23 protein-coding genes and 1 pseudogene are annotated in these 24915 nt (G+C 73.2%); 5 read left to right on the forward strand and 19 right to left on the reverse strand.

Annotated features, from left to right (window positions below):
- Window positions 1–36: 36 nt before the first annotated feature.
- Window positions 37–693 (forward strand): amino acid ABC transporter permease, encoded by a 657-nt coding sequence (locus tag O7607_RS04865; protein WP_194802967.1) that lies wholly within the window; start codon window positions 37–39, stop codon window positions 691–693.
- Complete coding sequence (locus O7607_RS04870) at window positions 690–1565, forward strand: amino acid ABC transporter permease (protein ID WP_269701268.1); 876 nt, start codon at window positions 690–692, stop codon at window positions 1563–1565. Before O7607_RS04865 ends, O7607_RS04870 begins: the two co-directional genes overlap by 4 nt.
- Window positions 1566–1641: 76 nt before the next feature.
- Here O7607_RS04870 and rny read toward each other — a convergent pair whose 3' ends face one another.
- From rny to O7607_RS04910, 8 genes and pseudogenes are all read right to left on the reverse strand, one after another.
- A complete protein-coding gene (gene rny / locus O7607_RS04875) occupies window positions 1642–3408 on the reverse strand; it encodes a ribonuclease Y (protein WP_269701270.1) in 1767 nt (588 codons plus the stop codon).
- 791 nt (window positions 3409–4199) lie between these two features.
- Window positions 4200–4904 carry a 3-keto-5-aminohexanoate cleavage protein gene (locus O7607_RS04880; RefSeq protein ID WP_269701272.1) on the reverse strand — a complete coding sequence of 235 codons (705 nt, stop codon included), beginning with the start codon at window positions 4902–4904 and terminating at the stop codon, window positions 4200–4202.
- A 51-nt stretch (window positions 4905–4955) separates the two neighbouring features.
- Window positions 4956–5648 (reverse strand): regulatory protein RecX, encoded by a 693-nt coding sequence (locus tag O7607_RS04885; RefSeq protein WP_269701274.1) that lies wholly within the window; start codon window positions 5646–5648, stop codon window positions 4956–4958.
- An 11-nt stretch (window positions 5649–5659) separates the two neighbouring features.
- A complete protein-coding gene (gene recA / locus O7607_RS04890) occupies window positions 5660–6709 on the reverse strand; it encodes a recombinase RecA (RefSeq protein ID WP_013284729.1) in 1050 nt (349 codons plus the stop codon).
- A 185-nt stretch (window positions 6710–6894) separates the two neighbouring features.
- The gene (locus O7607_RS04895; RefSeq protein ID WP_030504158.1) at window positions 6895–7095 is read right to left on the reverse strand and encodes a DUF3046 domain-containing protein; all 201 of its coding nucleotides are present in this window, start codon (window positions 7093–7095) and stop codon (window positions 6895–6897) included.
- Window positions 7086–8398 (reverse strand): annotated as a pseudogene (locus O7607_RS04900) (MFS transporter). Before O7607_RS04900 ends, O7607_RS04895 begins: the two are co-directional and overlap by 10 nt.
- 68 nt (window positions 8399–8466) lie before the next feature.
- Window positions 8467–9609: an acyl-CoA dehydrogenase family protein gene (locus tag O7607_RS04905; protein ID WP_269701279.1), complete on the reverse strand. Its 1143-nt coding sequence runs from the start codon at window positions 9607–9609 to the stop codon at window positions 8467–8469.
- 20 nt (window positions 9610–9629) lie between these two features.
- Window positions 9630–10190, reverse strand: a complete 561-nt coding sequence (locus O7607_RS04910) for a hypothetical protein (protein WP_269701281.1) — start codon at window positions 10188–10190, stop codon at window positions 9630–9632.
- 36 nt (window positions 10191–10226) lie between these two features.
- Here O7607_RS04910 and O7607_RS04915 point away from each other — a divergent pair, with 36 nt between their 5' ends.
- Entirely contained in the window at window positions 10227–10877 is a 651-nt protein-coding gene (locus O7607_RS04915) for a 4a-hydroxytetrahydrobiopterin dehydratase (protein WP_269701283.1), read from the forward strand.
- A gap of 1 nt (window position 10878) precedes the next feature.
- On the opposite strand, the gene O7607_RS04920 is transcribed toward O7607_RS04915, so the two are convergent.
- Entirely contained in the window at window positions 10879–11577 is a 699-nt protein-coding gene (locus O7607_RS04920; RefSeq protein WP_269701284.1) for a UdgX family uracil-DNA binding protein, read from the reverse strand.
- Between the two features lie 80 nt (window positions 11578–11657).
- The gene (locus O7607_RS04925) at window positions 11658–12995 is read right to left on the reverse strand and encodes an aminotransferase class I/II-fold pyridoxal phosphate-dependent enzyme (protein ID WP_269701285.1); all 1338 of its coding nucleotides are present in this window, start codon (window positions 12993–12995) and stop codon (window positions 11658–11660) included.
- A gap of 38 nt (window positions 12996–13033) precedes the next feature.
- On the opposite strand from O7607_RS04925, the gene O7607_RS04930 reads away from it, so the two are divergent.
- Both O7607_RS04930 and leuE read left to right on the forward strand, forming a co-directional pair.
- Window positions 13034–14281, forward strand: coding sequence for a bifunctional pyridoxamine 5'-phosphate oxidase family protein/GNAT family N-acetyltransferase (locus O7607_RS04930; protein ID WP_269701286.1), 1248 nt, complete (start codon window positions 13034–13036; stop codon window positions 14279–14281).
- Window positions 14278–14940, forward strand: a complete 663-nt coding sequence (leuE, locus tag O7607_RS04935) for a leucine efflux protein LeuE (protein WP_269701287.1) — start codon at window positions 14278–14280, stop codon at window positions 14938–14940. The genes O7607_RS04930 and leuE overlap by 4 nt, the downstream gene beginning before the upstream one ends.
- 75 nt (window positions 14941–15015) lie before the next feature.
- On the opposite strand, the gene O7607_RS04940 is transcribed toward leuE, so the two are convergent.
- The 9 genes from O7607_RS04940 to O7607_RS04980 form a co-directional block, all read right to left on the reverse strand.
- Window positions 15016–15945, reverse strand: a complete 930-nt coding sequence (locus O7607_RS04940; RefSeq protein WP_269701288.1) for a sporulation protein — start codon at window positions 15943–15945, stop codon at window positions 15016–15018.
- A 148-nt stretch (window positions 15946–16093) separates the two neighbouring features.
- Window positions 16094–17158: a hemolysin family protein gene (locus tag O7607_RS04945; protein WP_269701291.1), complete on the reverse strand. Its 1065-nt coding sequence runs from the start codon at window positions 17156–17158 to the stop codon at window positions 16094–16096.
- A complete protein-coding gene (locus O7607_RS04950; protein WP_269701292.1) occupies window positions 17155–18510 on the reverse strand; it encodes a hemolysin family protein in 1356 nt (451 codons plus the stop codon). The genes O7607_RS04945 and O7607_RS04950 overlap by 4 nt, the downstream gene beginning before the upstream one ends.
- 163 nt (window positions 18511–18673) lie before the next feature.
- Window positions 18674–19009 carry a monovalent cation/H(+) antiporter subunit G gene (gene mnhG / locus O7607_RS04955; protein ID WP_269701293.1) on the reverse strand — a complete coding sequence of 112 codons (336 nt, stop codon included), beginning with the start codon at window positions 19007–19009 and terminating at the stop codon, window positions 18674–18676.
- Window positions 19006–19269: a monovalent cation/H+ antiporter complex subunit F gene (locus O7607_RS04960; protein WP_120571077.1), complete on the reverse strand. Its 264-nt coding sequence runs from the start codon at window positions 19267–19269 to the stop codon at window positions 19006–19008. Before O7607_RS04960 ends, mnhG begins: the two co-directional genes overlap by 4 nt.
- A complete protein-coding gene (locus O7607_RS04965; RefSeq protein WP_269701295.1) occupies window positions 19266–19916 on the reverse strand; it encodes a Na+/H+ antiporter subunit E in 651 nt (216 codons plus the stop codon). The genes O7607_RS04960 and O7607_RS04965 overlap by 4 nt, the downstream gene beginning before the upstream one ends.
- On the reverse strand, window positions 19913–21418 hold the full coding sequence (locus O7607_RS04970) for a Na+/H+ antiporter subunit D (RefSeq protein WP_269701297.1): 1506 nt from the start codon (window positions 21416–21418) through the stop codon (window positions 19913–19915). Before O7607_RS04970 ends, O7607_RS04965 begins: the two co-directional genes overlap by 4 nt.
- Window positions 21419–21473: 55 nt before the next feature.
- Window positions 21474–21956, reverse strand: a complete 483-nt coding sequence (locus tag O7607_RS04975) for a Na(+)/H(+) antiporter subunit C (RefSeq protein ID WP_269701299.1) — start codon at window positions 21954–21956, stop codon at window positions 21474–21476.
- A complete protein-coding gene (locus tag O7607_RS04980) occupies window positions 21953–24787 on the reverse strand; it encodes a Na+/H+ antiporter subunit A (RefSeq protein WP_269701300.1) in 2835 nt (944 codons plus the stop codon). Before O7607_RS04980 ends, O7607_RS04975 begins: the two co-directional genes overlap by 4 nt.
- Window positions 24788–24915 lie beyond the last annotated feature (128 nt).

Consider the following 24915-nt stretch of genomic DNA (forward strand, 5'->3'; position numbering starts at 1 on the left):
CCGCCCGGTCCCGTCTGGAGAGAGTGAGAGCGAGGTATGGGCGAGTTCTTCCGCGTCCTGACGGACAACGCGAGCCTGTTCCGCGAGGGGTTCTTCAACACCGTCAAGCTGTTCCTGATCGCCGGCGTCGGCAGTCTCGTCCTCGGCATGCTGCTCGGCGCGATGCGGGTGTCCCCGGTGCCCGCGCTGCGGGCGTTCGGCGCCACCTACGTCAACCTGGTACGCAACACTCCCCTGACGCTGGTGTTCGCGTTCCTCGTCTTCGCGGTGCCGAAGCTGGACGTCAACATCGACTACTTCAACAGCGCCTGCATCGCGCTGATCGCGTACACCTCGGCGTTCATCTGCGAGGTGGTCCGCTCCGGCGTGAACACCGTCGCCACCGGCCAGGCCGAGGCGGCCCGCGCGCTGGGCATGACGTTCGCCCAGGTGCTGACGCTGATCGTGCTGCCGCAGGCGCTGCGGGCCATGGTCCCGCCCATGATGAGCGTGCTCATCGCCATGTTGAAGAACACCACGATCGCTGCCGGCTTCTCCGTGCTGGAAGCAGGCGCCATCCCGGCGTACATGTCGGAACGGGGTGAGCCGCAGTTCATCGTGCTCACCTGGATCGTCATCGGCTTCCTGATCCTGATCATCCCGCTGGTGGTGCTCCAGCGGATCCTCGAGCGCAAGTGGGCGGTGGCCCGATGAGCAGCAGCAGCGTCCTCTACGACATCCCCGGCCCCAAGGCCCGGATGCGCAACCGGATCCTCGGCATCGTCTCGATCGCGGCGATCGTCGCGCTGATCGCGTTCGTGGTCTACAAGTTCAACCAGACCGGCCAGTTCGAGGCCCGCAAGTGGGAACAGTTCCAGTACGCGGCCGTGCAGCGGGAGCTGCTGAACGGCCTCTGGGCCACGCTGAAGGTCGCCGCCGTCGCCACCGTGCTGGCGCTGCTGTTCGGCGCGTTCTTCGCCAGCGCCCGGCTCAGCGACAAGGTGCTGTTCCGCGCTCCCGCCACATTCGTGGTGGAGCTGTTCCGCGCCATCCCGCTGCTGATCCTGATCTTCTTCGGCTACTACGTGCCGCTGCAGTACGGCTGGCCGATCGACAAGTTCTGGGCGCTGGTCATCGGGTTGACGCTGTACAACGGCTCGGTGCTGGCGGAGATCTTCCGCGCCGGCATCAACGCCGTGCCGTACGGGCAGTCCGAGGGCGCGTACGCGATCGGCATGCGCAAGAACCAGGTGCTCCGGCTGATCCTGCTGCCGCAGGCGTTCCGGTCGATGCTCCCGGCGATCGTGAGCCAGCTCGTCGTCCTGCTCAAGGACACCGCGCTCGGCTTCATCATCACGTACCCGGAGCTGCTCTTCGTGGGCAAGCAGATCGGCGGCCGGCTGGCGTTCGGCCTGCCGTACGTGCCGACGTACCTGATCGTCGCGGCCATCTACATCAGCATCTGCGGCCTGCTGTCGGTGCTGGCCTGGTGGTTGCAGAAGCGGCTGACCCGGCTGCCGCGCACCGCGGCCAAGCCGGTGGTGTCCACGCAGACCGACGGTGGCACCGGCGCCACGCCGCTGTGAGCTGACGGCGTCCGACGGACACGCAACGGGCGGGTGGGGAGATCCCCACCCGCCCGTTCTCCGTTGTCCGCGCCGGTCAGCGGGCGATCTCGGTGACCCGCGACTCGCGCACCACTGTGACCCGGATCTGACCCGGATAGGTCAGCTCCTCCTCGATCTGCTTGGCCACGTCCCGGGCCAGCACCGCCGCGCCGATGTCGTCCACGTCGTCCGGCTTGACCATCACCCGGATCTCCCGGCCCGCCTGCATGGCGAAGACCTTCTCCACGCCCAGCTTGCCGGCCGCGATCTCCTCGATCCGCTCCAACCGCTTGACGTACGCCTCGAGGCTCTCCCGCCGCGCGCCCGGCCGCCCGCCCGAGCAGGCGTCAGACGCCTGGGTGAGCACCGCCTCGATGGTCTGCGGCGGCACCTCGTTGTGGTGCGCCTCGATGGCGTGCACCACGTCCTCGCTCTCGCCGTACTTGCGGGCCACGTCCGCGCCGATGATCGCGTGACTGCCCTCCACCTCGTGGGTGAGCGCCTTGCCGATGTCGTGCAGGAACGCGCACCGCTTGATCGTCGGCACGTCCAGCCGCAGCTCGGCGGCCATCACCCCGGCGATGTGCGCGCTCTCCACCAGGTGCTTGAGGACGTTCTGCCCGTACGACGTGCGGTAGCGCAACCGGCCCAGCAGCGTGACCAGCTCCGGGTGGATCTCGGTGATGCCGACCTCGACCAGCGCGTCCTCCGCGGCCCGCAGGCACAGCTCCTCCACCTCCTGCCGGGCCAGGTCGTAGACCTCCTCGATCCGGTGCGGGTGGATCCGGCCGTCGAGCACCAGCTTCTCCAGCGTGACCCGGCCGACCTCGCGGCGTACCGGGTCGAAGCAGGACAGCAGCACCGCCTCGGGGGTGTCGTCGATGATCAGGTTGACGCCGGTGACCGACTCGAAGGCGCGGATGTTGCGCCCCTCCCGGCCGATGATGCGTCCCTTCATCTCGTCTCCGGGCAGGTGCAGCACGCTGACCACGCTCTCCGCGGTCTGCTCGCTGGCGACCCGCTGGATCGCGTCCACCACGATGTTGCGGGCGCGCTGCTCGGCGCTGCCCCGAGCGTCCGCCTCGATCTCCCGGACCAGCAGCGCGGCCTCCCGCTTGGCCTGCCCCTCGATCGACTCGACCAGCTCGGCACGGGCCGCGTCGGCGGTCAGCCCGGCCACCCGCTCCAGCTCCCGGCGGCGCTGCTCCTCCACCTCGGTCAGCTTCCGCTCGCGCTCGGCCAGGGCGGCCTCCCGGGCAGCCAGCGCCGCGGTGGCGGCGGTGAGCTGCCGCTCCCGCTCGGCCAGCCGCTCCACCTCCTCGGTGTGCAGCCGCTCCCGCTCGTCCATCCGGGCGGCGCGACGTTCCACCTCGGCCGCCTGCTCCCGGGTGGTGGCGGCCAGCACCGCCACCTCGCGCTCGCCGCTGCGCCGCGCGGCGGTACGCAGCTGCTCGGCGTCCGCCTCGGCCTGCTTGTGCGCGCGCTCCAGCACCGTGTCGGCCTCAGCGCGGGCGTCGTCGAGCACCCGCCGCGCCTCCGCCCGGGCGGACTTCGCCTCCGCCTTCGCGGCGGCCGCCTCGGCCCGGGCCGCGGAGGCGGCGGACTTCGCCACGTCGATGGTGCTGTTCACCTCGTCGGCGGCCGTCCGCAATGCCGCAAGGGACTGCTCCTGCCGGTCCTTCTCCGCGATGAACGCCGGGTCCTCCGGCGCGGGTGCCAGGCTGAGCCGCTTGAGGGTACGCACGCCGAACAGCACGGCGCCGACGACCACCACGACGAGCAGCAGCACGACCACGAGGAGGACGACGTCGAAGGCGCTCATCGAGCCGCTCCGCACCGGTACGCGGACGCGCTTGCCCGCCGCACTCCGGCGACCCGGCGGGCGTCGCCGTTCCGCCCCGCTCCGCCGGCCCGCCCCGCTCCGCCGTTCCGCCCGGCGGCGGCCCGTCGGGGCTTCGTCGCCGGGCTGTCGCCCACCGATGAGGGGTCGGGGCCGTGTGGCAGACCGCCGCTGAACCTGTGCCGCCCTGCCATGGCCGCCTCCCCGTGAACGTCGGCGCCGCAGGACACGCGCGAAGGACACGCGCCTGCGGCTTCTGGACGCCCGACCGGAGCGGCTGGCTGTGGGCAGCTTTCCGTCGGCAGTGTCCCGTGCGGGGCACCGCTGACGGCCGGTTGCAGTTGTCGGAGGCTCCGGTGGCTCCGGAGCGCCCGTCAAGGGCCGGTGTAGCTGGCCAAAGTGATGCTGTTCTGTTACGAGATCTATGTTGTGCGCTTAGCCTGCGCTGGTCGGGCAAAGTGAGCCTGTATGGCGAGGCTAGGTCGCGAGGGGCCGTTCGGTCAAGGAGTCATGATCAAACCACCCGGACGGAGAGAAGTTACGGCGTCACTCACTGGTGATCAGATGCCGGACAGGCCAGGACAAACCCCGCCCCTCGGTGCCGCTCCCGACCTGCTCACGCCCCCTCCCCCATCGACGCCGCCCGCCCTCTCCCCGCACGATCATGAGGTTGACGGGCTCGATCATGAAGTTGGCCTGGACAAACCGGATGGGAAATGCCGTCAACTTCATGGTCAACGGGGCTGGAGTGGGCGGGACCGGGGCCGGGTGGGTCAGGGGGTGGCGGCGGTTAGGGCTGTGGTTACCAGGGTGGCGTTATCGGGGGCCTGGGTGCCGTCGGGCAGCAGCAGCGTGTCCTCCAGGCCGATGCGGGTGTGCAGGCCCCGCCGGACCGCCTCGGCGTACACCGGCCAGGTGGCCGGCCCCTCCCCGTGCAGCAGCACCGGTGGGCACTCTCCGGGCAGCGCGGCGAGGATCGCCGCGGCGTCGGCGAGTGCCGTCGTGACCTGCTCGGCCATGCACTCGACGAGAACCCGCCCGGTGGGCGCGGACCAGCGGCGCCAGGCGTCGACAGCAGCCAGGGTCCACAGGCCCGCCTCGACCATCACGCCGCGCTCGTGCAGTGCGGCGGCGACCTCGGCCGCCCCCGGTTCGTGGGCGTTGACCGAGGCGAAGTCGGGCAGCACCGTCCAGGCGCGGACGGCGGCGATCCGCTCGGCCGGGTCGGGAACGATCCAGGCGCCGGTGCTCACGCCGACCGGCAGGCCGGGACGGGCGGCCCGGACGGCGGTGACCGCCGCGGCGATCACCGCCGGGTCGAGTGACTCGGCGCCGGTGTCGTCGCGCGGGTGCACGTGCACCGCCGCCACCCCGGCGGCCGCGCAGCGTACGGCGTCAGCCGCCAGTTCGGCCGCGGTGAGCGGCACCGCGGGGTGCTCGTCGCGGCGTCGTGTGCCGTTGAGACACGCCTTCAGCACGGTGGTGCGCCTCTCCTCGGGACGGCAGCCGCGACGAGCGCTGCCGGTCGGTCAGTCGAGCCGGCGGGAGTCGAGATCCTGCTCGGCGTCGGCCATCGCGTCGGCGTCGATGTGCTCGGCGAACTCGGCCGCCTCGGCGCTCTGCGCGGCCAGCGCGTCCTTCACCGCCCGGATCGCCACCCCGGCCGGGTAGCCCTTGCGTGCCAGCATGCCGACCAGTCGGCGGAACACCGCGTCCGGCTCGCCCCGCGCGCTGCGCAGTTTGCGCTCCACCAGGGCGCGGGCGGTCTCCGCCTCGGTCTCCTCGTCCAGCCCGTCCAGGGCCGCGCCGGCCACCTCGCCGTCGACGCCGCGCTGACGCAGCTCGTTGGCGAGCGCCCGCCGGGCCAGCCCACGGCCGTTGTGCCGGCTGCTCACCCAGGCGCGGGCGAAGGCCGCGTCGTCGACGATGCCCACCTCGTCGTAGCGGTCGAGGACCTGTTCGGCGACCTCCTCGGAGATGCCCCGGCGGGCCAGCGCACCGGCCAGCTCGGCCCGGGTGCGCGGGCGGACCGCGAGCTGCCGCAGGCAGATCTCCCGGGCCAGCTCGGCCTCGTCGCGCGGCGGAGCCGGAGCCTCCCCTGCATCGGGCTCCGCCGCGCGATCACGGCGCCCCCGGCGAGGCCGGGGCGTACCTGTGGCGTCGCCCGTACGGGGTGGACCGGCATCCCAGCCCCGGCCCGTACGGGCGCGTCGTCCTGCCACGGATCAGCGGATCAGAAGTCGACCGGCGGCAGTTCCGGGCCACCGGCTGCGTCGCCCGCACCACCGGTGCCGACGCCGAGCTTCTCCAGGATCTTCTTCTCGATCTCGGCCGCGACGTCCGGGTTCTCGCGGAGGAACTCGCGGGCCTTCTCCTTGCCCTGACCGAGCTGGTCGCCGTCGTAGGTGTACCAGGCGCCGGACTTGCGGATGATCGCCTGCTCCACGCCGACGTCGATCAGCGAGCCCTCGCGGGAGATGCCCTTGCCGTACATGATGTCGAACTCGGCCTGCTTGAACGGCGCGGCGACCTTGTTCTTCACGACCTTGACCCGGGTGCGGTTACCGACCACGTCGGTGCCGTCCTTGAGGCTCTCGATGCGGCGCACGTCGAGCCGGACCGAGGCGTAGAACTTCAGCGCCCGGCCACCGGTGGTGGTCTCCGGACTGCCGAACATCACGCCGATCTTCTCGCGGAGCTGGTTGATGAAGATCGCGGTCGTGCCGGTGTTGTTGAGCACGCCGGTGATCTTCCGCAGCGCCTGGCTCATCAGCCGGGCCTGGAGACCGACGTGGCTGTCGCCCATCTCGCCCTCGATCTCGGCGCGCGGCACCAGGGCCGCCACCGAGTCGATGACGATGATGTCGATCGCGCCGGAGCGGACCAGCATGTCGGCGATCTCCAGCGCCTGCTCGCCGGTGTCCGGCTGGGAGACCAGCAGGGCGTCGGTGTCGACGCCGAGTGCCCGCGCGTACTCCGGGTCGAGCGCGTGCTCCGCGTCGATGAACGCGGCGATGCCGCCGGCGCGCTGGGCGTTCGCGACCGCGTGCAGCGCGACGGTGGTCTTACCGCTGGACTCCGGACCGTAGATCTCGACCACCCGGCCGCGGGGCAGACCGCCCACGCCGAGCGCCACGTCGAGCGCGATGGAGCCGGTCGGGATGACAGCCGTCTGCACGACGGGCCGCTCCCCCAGCCGCATCACCGAACCCTTGCCGAATTGCTTGTCGATCTGAGCGAGAGCAAGGTCGAGCGCCTTCTCCCGGTCAGGCCCTGCTGCCATCGTTGCCACCCCTGCCTTCGCCGGCGTCTTTCCTGAGCTTCGCGTCACGCGGGACACGCTAGGCGCTGGGTCCGACAGAAAACCAGCCGACGGGCCGTGAGCTGTGGACGAGCACCCCGCTGTGGACAATAGCCGAACAGGTGTACGACTGGGCAAGCGACACGCGGGATCGATGAAAAGGCTGCTCAGCGTAGTCGGGCGGGCACCCGGTCCGGGTACGCGGCCACCACGGCACGCCACACCACGTGCGTTTGCTCACCGGCCGCAAGCGCCTGCTCGATGGTCCGCCCACCGAGCTGGGACAGCACCTGGTCCCTGGCGATGCTGGCCGCGTAGCCGGGCCCGAACGCCTCCTCCAGCCGCGTCCAGAAGTCGGTCAGCCGCACGTGTTCAGTCCTCCTCGTCGAGTGGCGCCGCGCCGGGACGGCGCAGCGCCAGCGCCACCAGCGGCACCACCGCGATCGCCGCCAGCAGGGTGAGCGTCGGGTACCCCACGGCCCGCATGACGAACCCGCTCGCCGCTGCCGCGCCCGCTCCGGCCAGCCCCATGAGCAGGTCGGACAGGCCCTGCACACCGGGCCGGTCGGCGGTCGGCACCGACTCCGACAGCAGCGTCGAGCCCGCCACCATCGTGCCCGACCAGCCCAGCCCGAGCAGCGTCAGCCCCACCGACAGCAGCGGTGTGCTGTGCCCTGCGGTGCCGGAGACCGCGCACGCGGCCAGCAGCAGGGCCACCCCGCCGAGGATCACCGGCCGCCGGCCGAACCGGTCGGTGAGCCAGCCCACCACCGGCGACAGCGCGTACATGCCGGCGATGTGCAGGCTCAGCACCAGGCCGACCACGGGAAGCACGTCCGCGTCGGAGTGCCACTCGCCGAGGTGCACCGGGGTCATCGACATGACAGCGACCATCACCAGGTGCCCCACCGCGACCGCGGCGATGCCGAGGCGGGCGGCCGGCCGCCCGCGTACCGTGCGCCACGCGGCGACCATGCCACCGCGGCGGGTGACCGCCGGTGCGGCGCCCGGTGCCGGCTCGGCCGCCGTCAGCCGGCGCGCGGTGAGCAGCGGATCCGGCCGGAGCAGGACCAGGAGTACGACGGCGGTGAGCGTGAACGCGACGGCGCTGAAGGCGAACGGGCCGGCCAGCGCCGGCAGGCCCCAGCCCCGGGTGGTGTCGTCGGCGAGCGCGGCGAAGTTCGGCGCGGCCACCGCGCCGATGGTGGTGGCCCACACGACCAGCGAGAGCTGCCGCCCCCGGCGCTGCGGCTCGGCCAGGTCCACCGCCGTGTAGCGGGCCTGGAGGTTGGCCGCCGTGCCGCCGCCGAACAGCAGCATGCCGACGAAGAGCAACGGCACCAGGCGCGTCGCGGTGGCGACCACCACCAGCACGCCGCCGACCGCGCCGACCGCGTACGCGAGGACCAGCCCCGGCCGCCGGCCACGCGCGGCCATGAGCCGGGTGACCGGGATGGCGAGCAGCGCGGCGCCGACCACCCCGGCGCTCTGCGCCAGCCCGGCCAGGGCGGTGCCGGCCACCCGGGCGGCGAGCAGCGCGCCGACCGAGATGCCGATGGTGACGCCGATGCCGCCGATGATCTGGGTGAGGAACAGCAGCCGGACGGTACGCCGCTGGATGCCGGCGACGTCGGGCCGAGGCGGGGCCGGCGCGGTCAGGTCGGTGGACATGCGCGCTCCTGGTGGGGACGGGTGCCCCATCCTCCCGCACCGGCCCGCCCGGTAGGCACCCGGTTTCGCTACAGGCCGAGGCCCCGGCCGATGATCTCCTTCATGATCTCGGTGGTGCCGCCGTAGATGGTCTGCACCCGGCTGTCCAGCCACGCCTTCGCCACCGGGTACTCCGCCATGAAGCCGTAGCCGCCGTGCAGCTGCACGCACCGGTCGGCGACCTTGGTCTGCAGCTCGGTGGTCCACCACTTGGCCTTCGCCGCGTCGGTCACCGAGAGGCGGCCCGCGTTGAACTCGGCGATGCAGTGGTTGACGAACGTCCGCGCGATGGTGACCTCGGTGTCCAGCTCGGCCAGCAGGAACCGGTTGTGCTGGAACCGGCCGATCGGCCGCCCGAACGCCTCGCGGGAGCGGGCGTACTCGATGGTGAGCGCGAGCAGCTTCTCGCAGGCCGCCACCGCGGCGACGGCGATGCTCAGCCGTTCCCGGGGCAGGTTGGCCATCAGGTGGTAGAAGCCGTGGTTCTCGGTGCCGATCAGGTTCTCCGCCGGCACCCGGCAGTCGTCGAAGAACAGCTCGGCGGTGTCGTTGGCCTTCAGGCCGACCTTGGCGAGCCGGCGGCCCCGGCTGAAGCCCGGCGTGCCGCTCTCCACCACGACCAGGCTCACCCCGTGGGCGCCCTGGTCCGGCGCGGTCTTGACCACCACGACCACGAGGTCGGCCATCTCACCGTTGGTGATGAACGTCTTCTGCCCGTTGAGGACCAGGCTGTCGCCGTCGCGCACCGCGCTGGTGCGGATGCCCGCCAGGTCGCTGCCCGCGCCTGGCTCGCTCATCGCGATCGCGGTGACCAGGTCGCCGGAGCAGAAGCCCGGCAACCACCGCTTGCGCTGGTCGCCGGTGGTCAGCTCGGTCAGGTACGGCGCGACCACGTCGTTGTGCAGGCCGAACCCGAGACCCGAGCACCCGGACGCGACGATCTCCTCGTCCAGCACCGCGTTGAACCGGAAGTCGTGCTGCCCGCCGCCGCCGTACTCCGGGTCCACGTCCGGGCCGAGCAGCCCGGCCGCGCCGGCAGCCCGCCAGACCTCCCGGTCGACGATCCCGTCGGCCTCCCAGCGTTCGTGGTGCGGCACCGCCTCCCGGGCGAGGAACCGGCGGCACAGGTCGCGGAACTCGTCGTGGACGGGCTCGTAGAGATGCTGCTCCATGGCGGCAAGTCTGGCACCGCTCAGCCGCCCCGGACAGGGGCGAGCGCCGCTCGCAGCCGGCGCTCCCGCCTCAGGGTGCGGACGGCGACGCCCAGCACCACGACCAGGACCACGCCGAATCCGATCGCGGCACCCCACCAGCCCGTTCGAACGGCGAGCACGGCCAGCCCTCCCAGCTCGACCGCACCCACGGCGGCACCGAGCAACGCTCCCCGACGCACCCCGGGCAGGTAGTCCGTGAGCGCCGCGCGCCCCGCCTCGTCGGCGGGCGGGTCGCCCTGACGCAGCGCGGCCTCGGTACGCCGCCAGGCGGCAGCCCGCTCCCGCTCGGCGGCTCGTGGCGCTCGGCCCCACCGGTTCAGCGTGAACAGGAGGAACACGCCCCAGATCACCCCGGAGATCCCCGCCTCGACCACCGCGCGCAGCCAGGACCCGCGCCACTCCTCCCAGATCCGCATCGGCAGCCAGCCCAGGGTGGCGCACACCATGGCGAGGACGTACGGCCCGGGCGCACCGAGCCGGACCGGAGTCGTGCGGCGCAGAGCGTTCGGCATGCCGGGCCGGTACCCCTGCTCGACCACCGTCAATCCCCTGTCGACCGGGCCTACGATGGCCGGATGAGCACACTCACGGGGAAACAGGTCGCCGAGGCCGGGCTGGACGGGTGGACGTACCTGCTGGGGGCGTTGCAGACGCGCATCCATACCCCCGATTTCGCGGCCGGGCTGGCGCTGGTGGCCGCGGTGGGCGCGGAGGCCGAGCGGGTCGATCATCATCCTGATCTTGACCTGCGCTACACCCATGTGGACGTCCGGCTGTGGTCGCACGACGCGGGCGGCGTCACCCAGCGTGACCTGCGGCTGGCCCGGTTCATCTCGGCGCTGGCCGCCGACGCCGGGCTGACCCTGTCGGCGGCCGGGCTGGCCCGCCTGGAACTCGCGCTGGACACCCCGGAGCACGCCGCGGTGCTGCCGTTCTGGCGGGCGGTCCTGGCCTGGCAGTCACCGGGCGGTCCGGACGACGACGAGGTACGCGACCCGGACGGCGTGCTGCCCACCGTCTGGTTCCAGCGCTCCGGGAGGGACGAGCCCCGGCAGCGGTGGCATCCGGACGTGTGGGTCGACCCGGCCGAGGTGGAGGCGCGCATCGCCGCCGCACTGGCGGCGGGCGGGACGCTCGTCAGCGACGCGGAGGCGCCGAGCTTCTGGGTGCTCGCCGACCCGGACGGCAACCGGGTCTGCCTCTGCACCTGGCAGCAGCGCTCCTGACTCAGCGCAGGGCCTTGGCGGCCACCTTCAGGTCGGCGACCAGGCCCTCGTACGCGACGTCCTGGTTGTCGGCGCGCAGCACCGCCGACGGGTGGATGGTGGCGAGCAGCCGGGCCGCCGGGGCGTCGGCGACCGCGCCCGTCCGGTCCACCGGCACGCGCTCGAAGTCCTCCGGGTGCTGTGCGGCGGCGGGCCAGGGCAGCAGCTCACCGCGCTGCTTCGTCACCCGGAAGCTCGGGCCGAGCAGTGCCTTGGCGGCTGTCGCGCCGAGCACCACCACGATCTCCGGACGCAGCCGGGCGAACTCGGCGACCAGCCAGGGCCGGCAGGCGGTGACGTGCACGCGGTCCGGGGTCTGGTGGATGCGCCGTTTGCCGCGCAGCTCGAACCGGAAGTGCTTCACCGCGTTGGTCAGGTAGATCTGGGCGGGGTCGAGCGCCGCGTCGTCGACGGCCTTGCGCAGCAGCCGCCCGGCCGGGCCGACGAACGGCAGTCCCTTCTGGTCCTCGATGTCGCCCGGCTGCTCGCCGACGAAGACCAAGCGGGCGTGTTCGTCACCGCGCCCGAAGACGGTCTGGGTGGCGTCCCGGTACAGCTCGCAGCCCCGGCAGCTGGTCGCCGCGGCGCACAGTTCGTCGATGGTGTCCGCCGACGGCGGGATGAACTCCTGCGCTCCGGGTGCGCTCTCGGTCTCGGCCATGCCGATCGTTCTACCCCGTCCGGCGGCGCGCACGCGAGCGGCCCGCCGCGCTGCCGTGAGGTGTTAAGAAGGGGCCCTTCCTATACCGAATGCGTTAACAGGGGGCCCTTCCTTCCAGCAGCCAGGGCGTCGGCGAGCGCGGGGATGTCCGCCTCGTCCAGCGCGCTCACCGAGACGCGCACGGCGGGTGCGGCGGCGATCCGGTACAGGCCGCCGGGGGCGAGCGACCACCCGGCGTCGCGCAGCGTCGTGATCGCCACCGTCTCGTCGGGCACCGGCACCCAGACGTTGATCCCGGTACGCCCGTGCGCGGTCGTCCCGCGCGCGGCGAGCGCGGCCACCAGCCCGTCGCGCCGCCGGTCGTAGCTGTCCGCCGCGCGCCCCACCAGCTCGGCGGTCGCCGGGTCACGCCAGAGCGACACGACCAGCCGTTGCAGCACTGTGGAGACCCAGCCGGCGCCGACCTGGGCCCGTCCGGCCACCCGCGCCACCGTGGCCTCGTCGCCGGCCAGCACCGCGAGCCGCAGGTCGGGCCCGTAGGGCTTGCTCACCGACCGGACGAAGGCCCACGCCGGTGTCGCCCCGGCGAGCGGGTGCAGGGGTACGCGGGCCAGCTCGGCGGCGTGGTCGTCCTCGATCAGCAGCAGGTCGGCCCGGCCGGCGAGCAGCGTCCGCAGCGCGTCGGCCCGGTCGGCGGAGACGGCCGCGCCGGTCGGGTTCTGCGCCCGGCTGGTCACCACCAGCGCTCGAACCCCGGCGGCGAGCGCCGCCCGGACTCCGCCGACGGTGGGGCCCTCGTCGTCCACCGGCACCCCGACGGTACGCAGCCCGAGCGCGGCGATCAGGTCGAGCAGGTTGGCCCAGCCCGGGTCCTCAACCGCCACCGCGTCGCCGGGGCGCAGGTGGGCGGCGAGCAGCCGTTCGATGCCGTCGAGCGCGCCGCCGGTGACGGTGAGCTCGCCGGCCGGCACCCCGTCCGCCGCGAGCCGCTCACGGGCCAGGGCGGCCAGGTCCGGCAGCACGGCGTCGGTCGCGTACCCGCCGGGGGGTCCGATCTCGGCGGCGACCGCGGCCAGGTGCGGCCCGAGCGGGGGCAGCAGCCGGGGGTCGGGCTGGCCGGTGGAGAGGTCGCGGCCACCGGCGAGCGCCGGGGGCAGCAGCGCGGCGCGGCGGGCGGCGACCGGCGGGCGGGGGCGGACCCGGGTGCCGTGCCGGCCGGCGGTGGCGACCAGGCCGCGTTGGCGCAGTTCCTGGTACGCCTTCGACACGGTGGCCGGGCTGACGCCCAGCTCGGCGGCGAGCGCGCGGACCGCGGGCAGGAGGTCACCCGGGGCGAGGTCACCGGTGCGGACGCCGGATTCGACGCTTGCCGAAATCGCCGCCGAGGTGGAGCCGGTGATCTGATAATGTGCTGCCACAGTTCGGAGATTGTACTAGAACGAAGGTGGGATGTCACGTGTACGCCCCGACCGAACGCACCACCGCCACCCGCACCCGCGACCGGATGAACTACGACCGGGCCACCGCCCACGCGCTGCTCGACGAGGCGTACCACTGCGCGCTGTCGTTCACCGTGAACGGCGAGCCGCGCGTCCTGCCGACCCTGCACGTCCGCATCGGCGAGACGCTCTACCTGCACGGGTCCACCGGCAGCCGGCCACTGCTGGCCGCCCGGGGCGAGGCCGGGCTGAGGGTCTGCGTCGCCGTCACCCACCTCGACGGGCTGGTCTACGCCCGCTCCCAGTTCCACCACAGCGCCAACTACCGGTCCGTGGTGGCCCACGGCACCGCCCGGCTGGTCGAGGATGCCGGCGAGAAGGCCGCGGTGATGACCGCGCTGGTGGAGAAGGTGGCCGCCGGCCGGTCCGCCGACAGCCGCCCGCCGAACCGGCGCGAACTGGCCGAGACGGCCGTGCTGGCGCTGCCGCTGCGGGAGGTGTCGGTACGGCTGCGCACCGGCGGCGTCAACGACGAGCCGGCCGACGAGACGCTGCCGTACTGGGCCGGTGTGGTGCCGCTGCGCCTCACGCCGGGCCGCCCCGAACCCGCTCCCGGGGTGAACGCGCCGGTGCCGGCGTACCTGCGGGCGGCCCGCTCGCCGTGGCACGAGCCGGCGGTGCTGCGCGGCGAGCACGTCGTCCTGGAACCGCTCGACCCCGCCCACGCCGACGAGCTGTACGCCGCGACCGCCGACCCGGAGGTGTGGCGGCACCTGGGCGGTACGCAGCCCGCCGACGCCGCCGAGATGCGCGACGTGGTCGCCACGTACCTGGACGCGCAGGAGCGCGGCGAACAGGTGTGCTGGGTGCAGCGCTGCGCCGTCACCGGCGCGGTGATCGGCACGACCTCCTACTACGAGATCGACCCGGTCCGCCGGTCGGTGGCGATCGGCTACACCTGGCTGGGCCGCCCGTGGTGGCGTACCGGCGTCAACACCGAGGCGAAGCTGCTGCTGCTGGGCCGGGCCTTCGACGACCTGGACGCGGTACGCGTCGTGTGGCACACCGACATCCGCAACGACCGCTCGCAGCGGGCGATCGAACGGCTCGGCGCGAGCCGGGAGGGCGTGCTGCGGCAGCACCGGCAGCGCGCCGACGGCTCCTGGCGGGACACCGTCCAGTACTCGATGCTCGCGCAGGAGTGGCCGAACGCACAGGTCAGCCTGCGGGAAAGGCTTCGCCCGGCGGCACCCGCGGCGTCATGATGTCCGGCGTGCTGGGGATCACCGACATCTGGACGTACGTGCTGGGCACCGTGGCGATCGTGCTGCTGCCCGGCCCGAACTCGATCTTCGTGCTGGCCACCGCCGCCCGCCGGGGCGTGGCCACCGGTTACCGGGCCGCCGCCGGGGTGTTCGTCGGCGACGCGGTGCTGATGGTGCTCTCCGCCGCCGGGGTGGCCTCGCTGCTCCAGGCGTATCCCCCGCTCTACCTGGTGATCAAGTACGCCGGCGCGGCGTACCTCGGGTATCTGGGGCTGGCCATGCTGCGCGGCGCGTGGCGGCGCTGGCGCGACCGCAACGACCCGGCCACGCCGCGCCTGATCGACGAGGTGGAGCCGGCGGACCAGCGGGAGCCGTTCCGGCGGGCGCTGGTGATCAGCCTGCTCAACCCGAAGGCGATCCTGTTCTTCGTCTCGTTCTTCATCCAGTTCGTCGACCCCGGGTACGCGTGGCCGGCGCTGTCGTTCCTGCTGCTCGGGTTGATCGCCCAGGTCGCCAGCGCGCTCTACCTGACCGTGCTGATCTTCACCGGCACGTACCTGGCGGCGCAGTTCCGGCAGCGCCGGCGGCTCGCCGCGAGCGGCACCACGGCGGTGGCGGTGCTGTTCCTCGGCTTCAGCCTCAAGCTCGCCGCCGGCTGAGCGGGTAAGGAAGGGCCCCTTCTTAACGCCTCCGGTAGAGGAGGGGCCCCTTCTTAACAACGCACACGCACGCGCTCACGTCCCGTCGCCGCCTCCGCCACCACCGCCGATGCCCGCGCCGCCGGCCGTACCCCCGAGCCCGTAACCGGGCGCGACCGGCCGGTCGGGCGGGCGGCTGACGTGTGCCGACTCGCGGATCGTGGCCGACCAGTCGGCGTGCGCGGCGGCGGCCGCGTGCCTGTCGATGGCGTGCCGCAGCCAGCCGTCCACGGTGGCCACCCAGTCCCGCTGGTCGGCCCCGGCGTGCCACACGCGGAACCGGCTGATGCTCTGGTGGGTGATCCCGGCCAGGGAGAGCCGCCGGTCCACCCAGAGCAGCACCTCCATGCCGGCCGAGTCGGTCAGCATGATCACTTCGAGTTCGGTCATCGGGCCGGCGTAGAGCGGCGCGGCCCAGAACCCGTACCACTGCTGGAACGGCAACGTCTGCTCCACCCCCGGCAGCCGTCCCTCGCGCAGCCCGGCCTGCCGGATCGCGAAGCCGAGCGTGTCCAGCGCGGCGAGCACGTGCTCCTGGGTGGGCAGCGGGTGAATCAGCACCGGCACCATCGCGCCCTGGTCCACCTCCGGGTCCACCGACACCTCGGTGCGCAGCCCGGTACGCAGGCTCAGCAACGGCACCCCGCCGTACGTGGTCACCGGTGACTCCCAGGGCAGCGGCACGGCGAAGTCGACGGCCCGCCGCCGTCCGGCCGGCACCACGAACCGTCCCGCGATCGTCCACGTCCGGAACTGCACCAGGCGGCGCGGCGCCTCCGGGTCCTCCGGCTCGACCTGGGTGACCAGCCCGAGCCGGATGTGCCGGACCGGGACGTCCGAGCCGCCGGCGGCGAGCGTCACCCGGCCCGGCAGACGCAGCCCCGGCCGGGTGCTCGGGTTGGGCACCGTGGTGCTCACCGACAGCCCGGTCCAGGCGGAGTCCCTGGACACGCCGGTCAACCGCATGCCGGGGCTTTCCCGCTGCCGGACCGGCCATGCCCGCCCGCACCGGTGGCCGGCCCACCGGACCGGACACCGGCACCGGCCGCCGGAAACGACGCCGGCCCGGCGCGGTGGGGACTCCACCTCGCCGGGCCGGCCGGGATCACGACGGTCAGCGCATCCGGCGGCCTCGCGGCACCGGGTCGGTCTCGTCGTCGAACTCGCCGATGACCTCCTCCAGGAGGTCCTCCAGCGCGACGAACCCGATCGGCCGGGTCGGCCCGCCACCGTTGCTCACCAGCGCCAGCTGCGCCTGCTGCGCCCGCATGGCGGCCACCGCCTCGGTCACCGACGCCTCGGCCGGCAGCGTGAAGGCGTTGGTCATCAGCTCCTCCGCGGTCGCCGGGCGGCCGGTGGTGACGGCACGCACCGCCTCGCGTACGTGCACCAGGCCGCACACCTCGCCGCCGGTGTCGACGACGGCGAGCCGGGACCGGCCGCTGTCGCGGGAGACGTACTCGATCCGCTCGGCGGTCTCGCCCCGGCCCACCGTGACGATCCGGTCGAACGGCTCCATCACCTGCGCGACGGTGGTGCCCTGCAGCTCCAGCATGCTGGTCAGCAGCTGGTGCTGCTCGGCACCGAGCAGCCCGTGTTCCCGGGACTGCTCCAGCAGGATGCGCAGCTCGTCCGGGCCGTGCACCTGGGCGAGCTGGTCCTGCTGCTGCACCCCGAACAGGCGCAGCATCGCGTTCGCCAGCCCGTTGAGCAGGGACAGCACCGGCCGGGCGATCCGGGCGAACGCCCGGAACGGCAGCGCCAGCAGCACCGCCGAACGCTCCGCGTCGGTGATCGCCCACGACTTCGGGGCCATCTCGCCGACCACCAGGTGCAGGAATGTCACCAGCGACAGCGCGAACACCAGCGCGATCACGTGACTGACCGCCGCCGGCAGGCCGACCGCGTGCAGCAGCGGGCTGAGCAGGTGCTCGATGGCCGGTTCGGCCAGCGCGCCCAGACCCAGGGTGCACAGCGTGATGCCGAGCTGTGCGCCGGCCAGCATCAGGCTCAGCTCGCGGACGCCGTCCAGCGCCGCGCGGGCCGCCCGGCCGCCACCGGCAGCCGCCTGTTCGAGGCGGTACCGCTTGGACGCGACGAGCGCGAACTCGGCGGCCACGAAGAACCCGTTGAGTGCCAGCAGCACCACGGAGAAGAACAACGCGAACCCGGGGCTCATGCGGAACCCTCCCCGGTCACGTCGGCGGTGGGCCGCAGCCGCACCGAGTCGGCCACGTGCCGGTCCACCGCCAGCACCTCGACCAGCACCCGCGGGCCGCCGGCCGGCTCGTCGCCGTCCGTGGCGACCGGGATCTCCAGCCGGTCACCGACCTCGGGCACCCGGCCCAGCTCCCGCATCACCAGACCGGAGAGCGTGTCGTACTCGGGCGCCTCGGGCAGCTCGATGCCGGTGCTGTCGGCGACCTCGTCGATGCGCCAGCGCGCCGGGACCACCCAGGAGCCGTCCTCCTGCCGGGCCGCGGCCCGGTCCGGTGGGTCGTCCTCGTCGCGGATCGGCCCGACCAGCTCCTCGGCGAGGTCCTCCAGCGTGATCACGCCGGCGAAGCCGCCGTACTCGTCGACCACGCAGGCGAGCTGCCGGTGCCCGGACCGCAGGCGGTCCAGCACCGTCGGCAGCGGCAACGTCTCGGGCACCAGCAACGGGGGTACGGCCACCGCGCCGACACGGGTCGTCGCGCGCTCCGCCGGGGGCACCCCGAGCACGTCGGCGATGCCGACCACACCGACCAGGTCGTCGACGCCCTCGGCGCCGCTCACCGGGAACCGGGAGTGGCCGGTGTCGAGCAGCTCGACGATCCGGCTGACCGGCTCGTCGGCCCGGATGGTGTGCACGTCGACGCGCGGCACCATCGCCTCCCCGGCGGTCAGCTCCCGGAAGTCCAGACCCCGGTCCAGCAGGTCGGACATCTCGGCGTCGAGGTGCCCCTCCTCCCGGGACTCGGCGATGATCTGTTCCAGGTCCTGCGGGGTGGCGCCGCTGGGCAGCTCCTCGATCGGCTCGATGCCGATGCGGCGGAGCAGCCGTACGGCGGCCCGGTCGAAGAGCGTGATCAGCGGACCGGCGATCTTCAGATACATCAGGGTGGACCGGGCCAGCGCCCGGGCGAGCGGTTCGGCCCGCGCGATGGCCAGGTTCTTCGGGGCCAGCTCACCCAGGACCATCTGCACGACGGTGGCGATGACCAGTGCGAGCGCCACCGACAGCGGCAGCGTGACCCCGCTGGACAGCCCGGCCAGGCCGAGCAGGTCGGCCAGCCCGGCGCCGAGGAACGGCTCGGCGACGTAACCGACGAGCAGGGCGGTCACGGTGATGCCGAGCTGGGCGCCGGACAGCATGAAGGAGAGCCGCCCGGTCACCTCCAGGGCCCGGGCCGCGGCACGGTCGCCACCGTCGGCGAGCTGCTTGAGCTTGCCACGGTCCACGGCGACGTAGCCGAACTCCTGGGCCACGAAGTAACCGGTGGCGGCGGTGAGGACGGTGATGAGAAGGAGACCGACGAGGATCAACACGGGAGGTTCAGTGCTCCCGGGGTCGTCGGGGAGGGAATTCGCCGGGTATTACCCGGCCGGCTACTGCTGCCCTCCGGGGCAGGAGAGTCGATCATGCGACCCATTTTATCGGTACCCGCTGGACGTTCGCTGAGGGTGCCGGGAAGCCTCCCGCACGTCCGGTTCAGCGTCCGGCCAGCTCGTCGACGTCCAGCAGCGTCCGGTCGACCCGCCCGGAACGGTACGCCGCCCGGCCGATCATCTGCGCGGCCACCGGCGCGGTGGAGAGCTGGAAGATCGCCACCAGAACCAGCATGCCCAGATCCGAGGGGGTACGCAGACGCAGCGCCAGCCCGGCCAGGAGCAGCAGGACGCCGAGCACCTGCGGCTTGGTGGCCGCGTGCATCCGGTCCAGCACGTCCGGGAAGCGCACCAGCCCGATGCCGGCCACCAGGGCCAGCACCGCACCGGCCAGCAGAAGAAATCCGCCCACCCAGTCCGCCAGGGCGGCCGCACTCATGACTCGGCCCGGACCGCGAAGCGCACCAGCGACACCGACCCGATGAAGCCGAGCAGGGAGAGCACCACCAGGACGGGCAGCGTGGTGGCGTGCCGGTTGACGGCGGCCTCCGCCCCAACCGCGGCGAGCATCGCCGACAGCAGCAGGTCGGCGCCGACGACCCGGTCGAGCAGGGACGGGCCGCGGTAGATCCGGGCCAGGGCGAGCAGCGCGGTGGCCGAGAGCAGCACGGTCAACGCGACGGCGAGCAGGACTGTCACGGGTGGTTCCTCCGTTCCACGGGGTCGAGGTCGAGCCGGCGTACCTCGTCGGGAGATCCGATGGCGCGCACGATGCGCCGTTCGACGGCGAGCACGCGCTCGCGGCTGTCGCTGATGTCCTCGGGACCGCGCACGTCGAGCAGGTGCACGTAGAGCACGCCCTCGGCCCGGTCGACGTCGAGGATCAGCGTGCCCGGCACCAGCGAGATCACCTCGGCGGTGAGCGCCAGGTTGAGGTCGGTGCGCACGCGCAGCGGCACCGCGATGATCGCGCCGCGCGGGCGGTAGCCGAAGCGCAGCGCCACCGCGGCCACGTGCACGCTGGCGCTGACCAGCTCCGCGACGAACGTGGCAGCGAAGACCAGCAGCGCGCGGGGGCGGACCCGGCCACCGAACGTGACCGGCGGCAGCGGGAAGAACAGCAGCACCGCCACGCCGACCAGCAGGCCGGCGAGCAGGTTGCCCCAGGACACGTCGCCCCACAGCAGCATCCAGGCCACGACGAGCCAGCCGAGCGCGACCGCCTGGTCCCGCCGCCGCCCGCCCCGGCCGACGGTCGGCGCGGGCGCGTCGACGGCGGGCGCCGCCCGGGGTACGCCCGCGGGCTCCCCGGTCGCGCCCCCGCCCGGGGGCAGGTCGTCGGTCACGGCACGTCCCGGGGCAGGACCGCCCGCACGTACGGGGTGCGCTCCCGCAGGTCGGTCGCCGCGTCCGCGGTGACCTGGAACAGCGGCCCGGCCAGCAGCGTGAACAGCACGCCCAGCGCCACCAGGGCGGTGGTCGCGCCGACCATCATCCCCGGCAGCCGGGCCGGCGGGGTGGCGGTGGCCAGCCGGGGCTCCCGCCAGAACGCGATGTTCCACACCCGGGAGGCCGCGTAGAGGGTGAGCAGGCTGGTGAGCGTGCCGGCCGCGACCAGCACGGCGGGCAGCGTGCCACCGGCCGCCACGCCCGCCTGGAGCAGGCCGAGCTTGCCGAGGAAGCCGGAGAACGGCGGAATGCCGGCGAGGTTCATCGCCGGGACGAAGAACAGCACGCCCAGCATCGGGGCGATCCGCGCCAGCCCGCCGATGCGGCGCAGGTCGGTGCTGCCCGCGCGTTCCTCGACCAGGCCGGCGACCAGGAACAGCGTGGTCTGGATGGTGATGTGGTGCACCACGTAGAAGATCGCCCCGGACAGGCCGGCGACACTGCTCAGCGCCACCCCGAAGATCATGTAGCCGATGTGGCTGACCAGCGTGAAGGAGAGCAGCCGCTTCAGGTCCGACTGGGCGACCGCGCCGAGGATGCCGATCACCATGGTCAGCCCGGCCACCACCATGAGCAGCGTGGCGACCTGACCGCCGGGGAACAGCAGCGTCTCGGTGCGGATGATCGCGTACACGCCGACCTTGGTGAGCAGGCCGGCGAAGACCGCCGTCACCGGTGCGGGCGCGGTCGGGTAGCTGTCCGGCAGCCACGCCGACAGCGGGAACACCGCCGCCTTGATCCCGAACGCGAGCAGCAGCGTCAGTTGCAGGGTCAGGCGTACGCCCGACGGCAGCGCGTCCAGCCGGCCGGCGAGCTGCGCCATGTTCAGCGTGCCGGTGGCCGCGTACACCAGCCCGACGGCGGACAGGAACAGCAGCGACGACAGGATGCTGACCACCACGTACGTCGAGCCGGTGCGCAACCGCACCTCGGTCCCGCCCAGCGTGATCAGCACGAAGCTCGCGGCCAGCAGGATCTCGAAGCCGACGAAGAGGTTGAACAGGTCCCCGGCCAGGAAGGCGTTCGTGACGCCGGCGGTCAGCACCAGGTACGTGGGGTGGAAAATGCTCACCGGCGCGGTCTCCCCGGTCTCCCCCCGGCCCTGGCCGATCGAGTAGAGCAGCACGCACAGCGTCACCGCCGAGGAGACCAGCACCATCAGCGCCGCCAGCTGGTCCGCCACCAGCACGATGCCCACCGGCGCCGGCCAGCCGCCCACCTGCACCACCACCGGCCCGGTCCGGTACGCCTCGATCAGCAGCACCGCCGCCACCACCAGGACGCTGGACAGGCACAGCACGCTCGTCGACCGCTGCAGGCGGGGGCGGCCGGACAGGAGAAGGGTGAGCGCCGCGCCGAGCAGCGGCACCACCACCGGCAGCGGCACGAGCGCGCTCACCGCAACGTCTCCGTTCGCGACTGCGGGGCTCGCAAACCCGGCTCACTCCTCGCACTCATTGGGCCCCACCGTCCCGGTGCAGCCGCCGACGAGCCGGCCCCGGATCCACCTGCTCCGGGTCGTCGTCCGGGCCCTCGCCGCCGAGGTCCGCCGTGGACACCTCGTTGCTCTCGGCGAGCCGGACGATCTGCCGGTCCTCCAGATCGTCCTGCACCTCGTCGTCGCCGCTGGTGTACCAGCTGCGGTAGGCGACGGCGAGCAGGAACGCGGTCAGCCCGAACGTGATCACCACGGCGGTGAGCACCATGGCCTGCGGCAACGCGTCGCTCATCTCGCCCTGCGACGTGGAGCCCACGAGCGGGGCGGCACCGGACCGCCCGCCCAGCAGGATGAGCAGGTTCACGCCGTTGCCGAGCAGGATGACGCCGAGCAGGATCCGGGTCAGGCTGCGTTCCAGCAACAGCGTGACACCGGCGGCGACGAGCACTCCGACCGCCAGCACCAGCACCATCGTCGGCGCCGCCGCACCCCTTGTCATGAAGGACTCTCCCGCTGGACGACCAGCCCTCGCCCAGCCTCGCCCGCGGCCTCCACGTGCCGGTCCACCTCCGCGCCCAGGCTGCGCAGGATGTCCAGCACCAGCCCGACCACCACCAGGTAGACGCCGATGTCGAAGAACAGCGACGTGACCAGGTAGAAGTCGCCGACCGCCGGCAGCCACAGATTGACCTTCACGCTCTGGAGCACCTCGCCGGTCAGCGCCAGGCCGACCACGCCGCTGCCCACCGAGATGCCCAGACCCGCGCCGAGCACCGTGCCGGCCCCGACCGGCGCCGCCTCGGCCAGCTCGTACCGGCCGCCGGCCAGGTACCGCAGGGCCAGCGCGAGGCCGGCGACCAGCCCGCCGGCGAAGCCGCCGCCGGGGGCGTTGTGCCCGGAGAAGAGGAGGAACAGCGAGAAGATCAGGACGGTGTGGAAGATCAGCCGGGTGACCACCTCGAACACGATCGAGCGCCGCCGCTCCGGCAGCGTCTGCCCGCCGCGCAGCCACACCGTGCGCCGGTCGCCGGCGCGCAGCGCGGCCGGTGGGGGACGGCGGGGACGCGGCCCGGTGCGGGAACGCTCGTAGATCAGGCTGGCCACGCCGGTCGCGGTGACCACGAGCACCGAGAGCTCCCCCATCGTGTCCCAGGCCCGGATGTCGACGAGCGTCACGTTCACGACGTTGCGGCCGTACCCCTCGAGCAAGGCCAGGTCCGGGAAGTCGGCGGAGATCGACGGCGCCCGCCGCGCCCCGGCCGCGACCAGTGCCAGACCGGCCATCACCACCCCGGCGGCGATCCCGATGCCGCGCCGCACCCAGCGGCTGCGGCGCAGCGGCCGCGCCGAGAAGCGCTCCGGCAGCCGCCGCAGCACCAGCACGAACACGGCGATCGTCGCGGTCTCCACCAGGAACTGGGTGAGCGCCACGTCCGGCGCGCCGTAGAGGACGAACATCATCGCGGTGCCGTAGCCGGTCACGCCGACCAGCAGCATCGCGGTGAGCCGCCGCCGTGCGCCGACCGCGAGCAGCGCGGCGACCGCGATCACCACGCAGACCACGAGCTGGGCCGGGTTGTCCCAGGGCGCCAGGTCGACCCGCCACGGCGCGGTCGCGATCATCGCCCCGCCGGGTACGAACACCAGCGCGAGCAGCACGGTGCCGAGGTACTGCGGCAGCGACCCGCGCTGGGTGGCGCCGGTGACCTCGATGGCGAGCCGGTCGAAGCCGTGCGTCACCCACTCGTACCCCTGGTTGCCGCTCACCGGCGAGCGCAGCCGGGCCAGCGCGGGGGCCAGCGGACCACGGACCAGGTGCAGCACCACACCGCCGGCCAGCACGAGGGCGGACAGGCCGAGCGCCGCCGTCGGCCCGTGCCAGAGCGCCAGGTGCTCCTCGACCGGCCCGAACAGCTCCGCGTACGGCTCGACCAGACCGCTCAGCCACCCGGCGGCCGGACCGGCGGCGAGCCCGGCCACGGCGAGCAGCGCCGGGGGTACGAGCATCGCGGCGGGCGGCCGGGCCATCTCCGTGTCCGGCACCCCGGGCCGGGTGACGAACGCGCCCCAGAGGAACCGGATGCTGTACGCGACGGTGAGCGCGCTGCCGGCCACCAGTACGACGAGGACCAGCGGATCGCCGGTGAACGCGGCGAGCGCCGCCTCCTTCCCGACGAATCCGAGCAGCGGCGGCACCCCGGCCATCGAGGCGGCGGCCAGCGTGGCGACGGTGGCCAGCACCGGCGCGGCCCGTCCCACCCCGGACAGTTCCCGCAGGTCACGGGTGCCGGCCTCGTGGTCGAGGATGCCGACGACCAGGAACAGCGCCGCCTTGAACAGGGCGTGCGCCGCCAGCATCGCCACACCGGCCAGCGCCGCCTTCGGTGTGCCCGCGCCGAACACCACGGTGAGCAGGCCGAGCTGGCTGACCGTCCCGTACGCCAGCAGCAGCTTCAGGTCGGTCTGGCGCAGCGCCGCCCACCCGCCGATGACGAGCGTGACCAGGCCGGCGACCACGGTGACCGGCCGCCATCCGCCGACCGGGGCGAGCACCGGGCCGAGCAGTCCGATGAGGAAGATGCCGGCCTTCACCATCGCCGCCGCGTGCAGGTACGCGCTCACCGGCGTCGGTGCGGCCATCGCCACCGGCAGCCAGGCGTTGAACGGGAACACCGCCGACTTCGCCAGGGCCCCGGCGAGGATGAGCAGCACCGCCACGGTCAGGTACCCGCCGCCGGGCAGCGGCGCCGCCGCCACCGCCGACCATCGGTAGCCCCCGGCGTGGTGGCCGAGCAGCAGGAACCCGACGAGCATGGCCAGCCCGCCCAGCGTGGTGACCGTCAGCGCCTGCGCGGCGGCCCACCGGCTGGACCGGCGCTCGGTGCTGTGCCCGATGAGCAGGTAGGAGAAGACGGTGGTCAGTTCCCAGAAGACGTAGAGCAGCAGCAGGTCGTCGGAGACGACGAGGCCGAGCATGGCTCCGGCGAAGGCGACCATGACGGCGGCGAACCGGGCCAGCCCGGCCGACCCGGGCGGGAAGTAGCGGGCGGAGTAGACGAGCACCAGCGCGCCGACGCCGCCGACGAGCAGCAGCATCAGCCAGGACAGCGTGGTGAGCCGCAGCGCCACGTCGAACTGGAGCTGCGGGATCCAGGGGTACGTCTCGACCACCGCGCCGCCGTCGCGTACCGCCCCGGTCTGCGCCGCCGCCCAGACCGCCGTGGCGGCCGGGGCGAGCGCGAGCAGCAGGCAGGCACGCGGGCCCCACCGGCGGACCAGCAGCGGGGCGAGCAGCGCCGCCACCAGGTGCACGATCAGCAGGACGAGCACGCGTACTCCCGGTCGAGGTGACAGCGCGCGAACACGCTGGTGTCACAACCGATCACACGCCACAGAGGCACCGAACCGGGCCGTTTTCCCCAAAACCCACCCTTACCTCCCCCCGCCCACCGACCCCG

Source organism: Micromonospora sp. WMMA1949, from assembly GCF_027460145.1.
Classification (GTDB): domain Bacteria; phylum Actinomycetota; class Actinomycetes; order Mycobacteriales; family Micromonosporaceae; genus Micromonospora.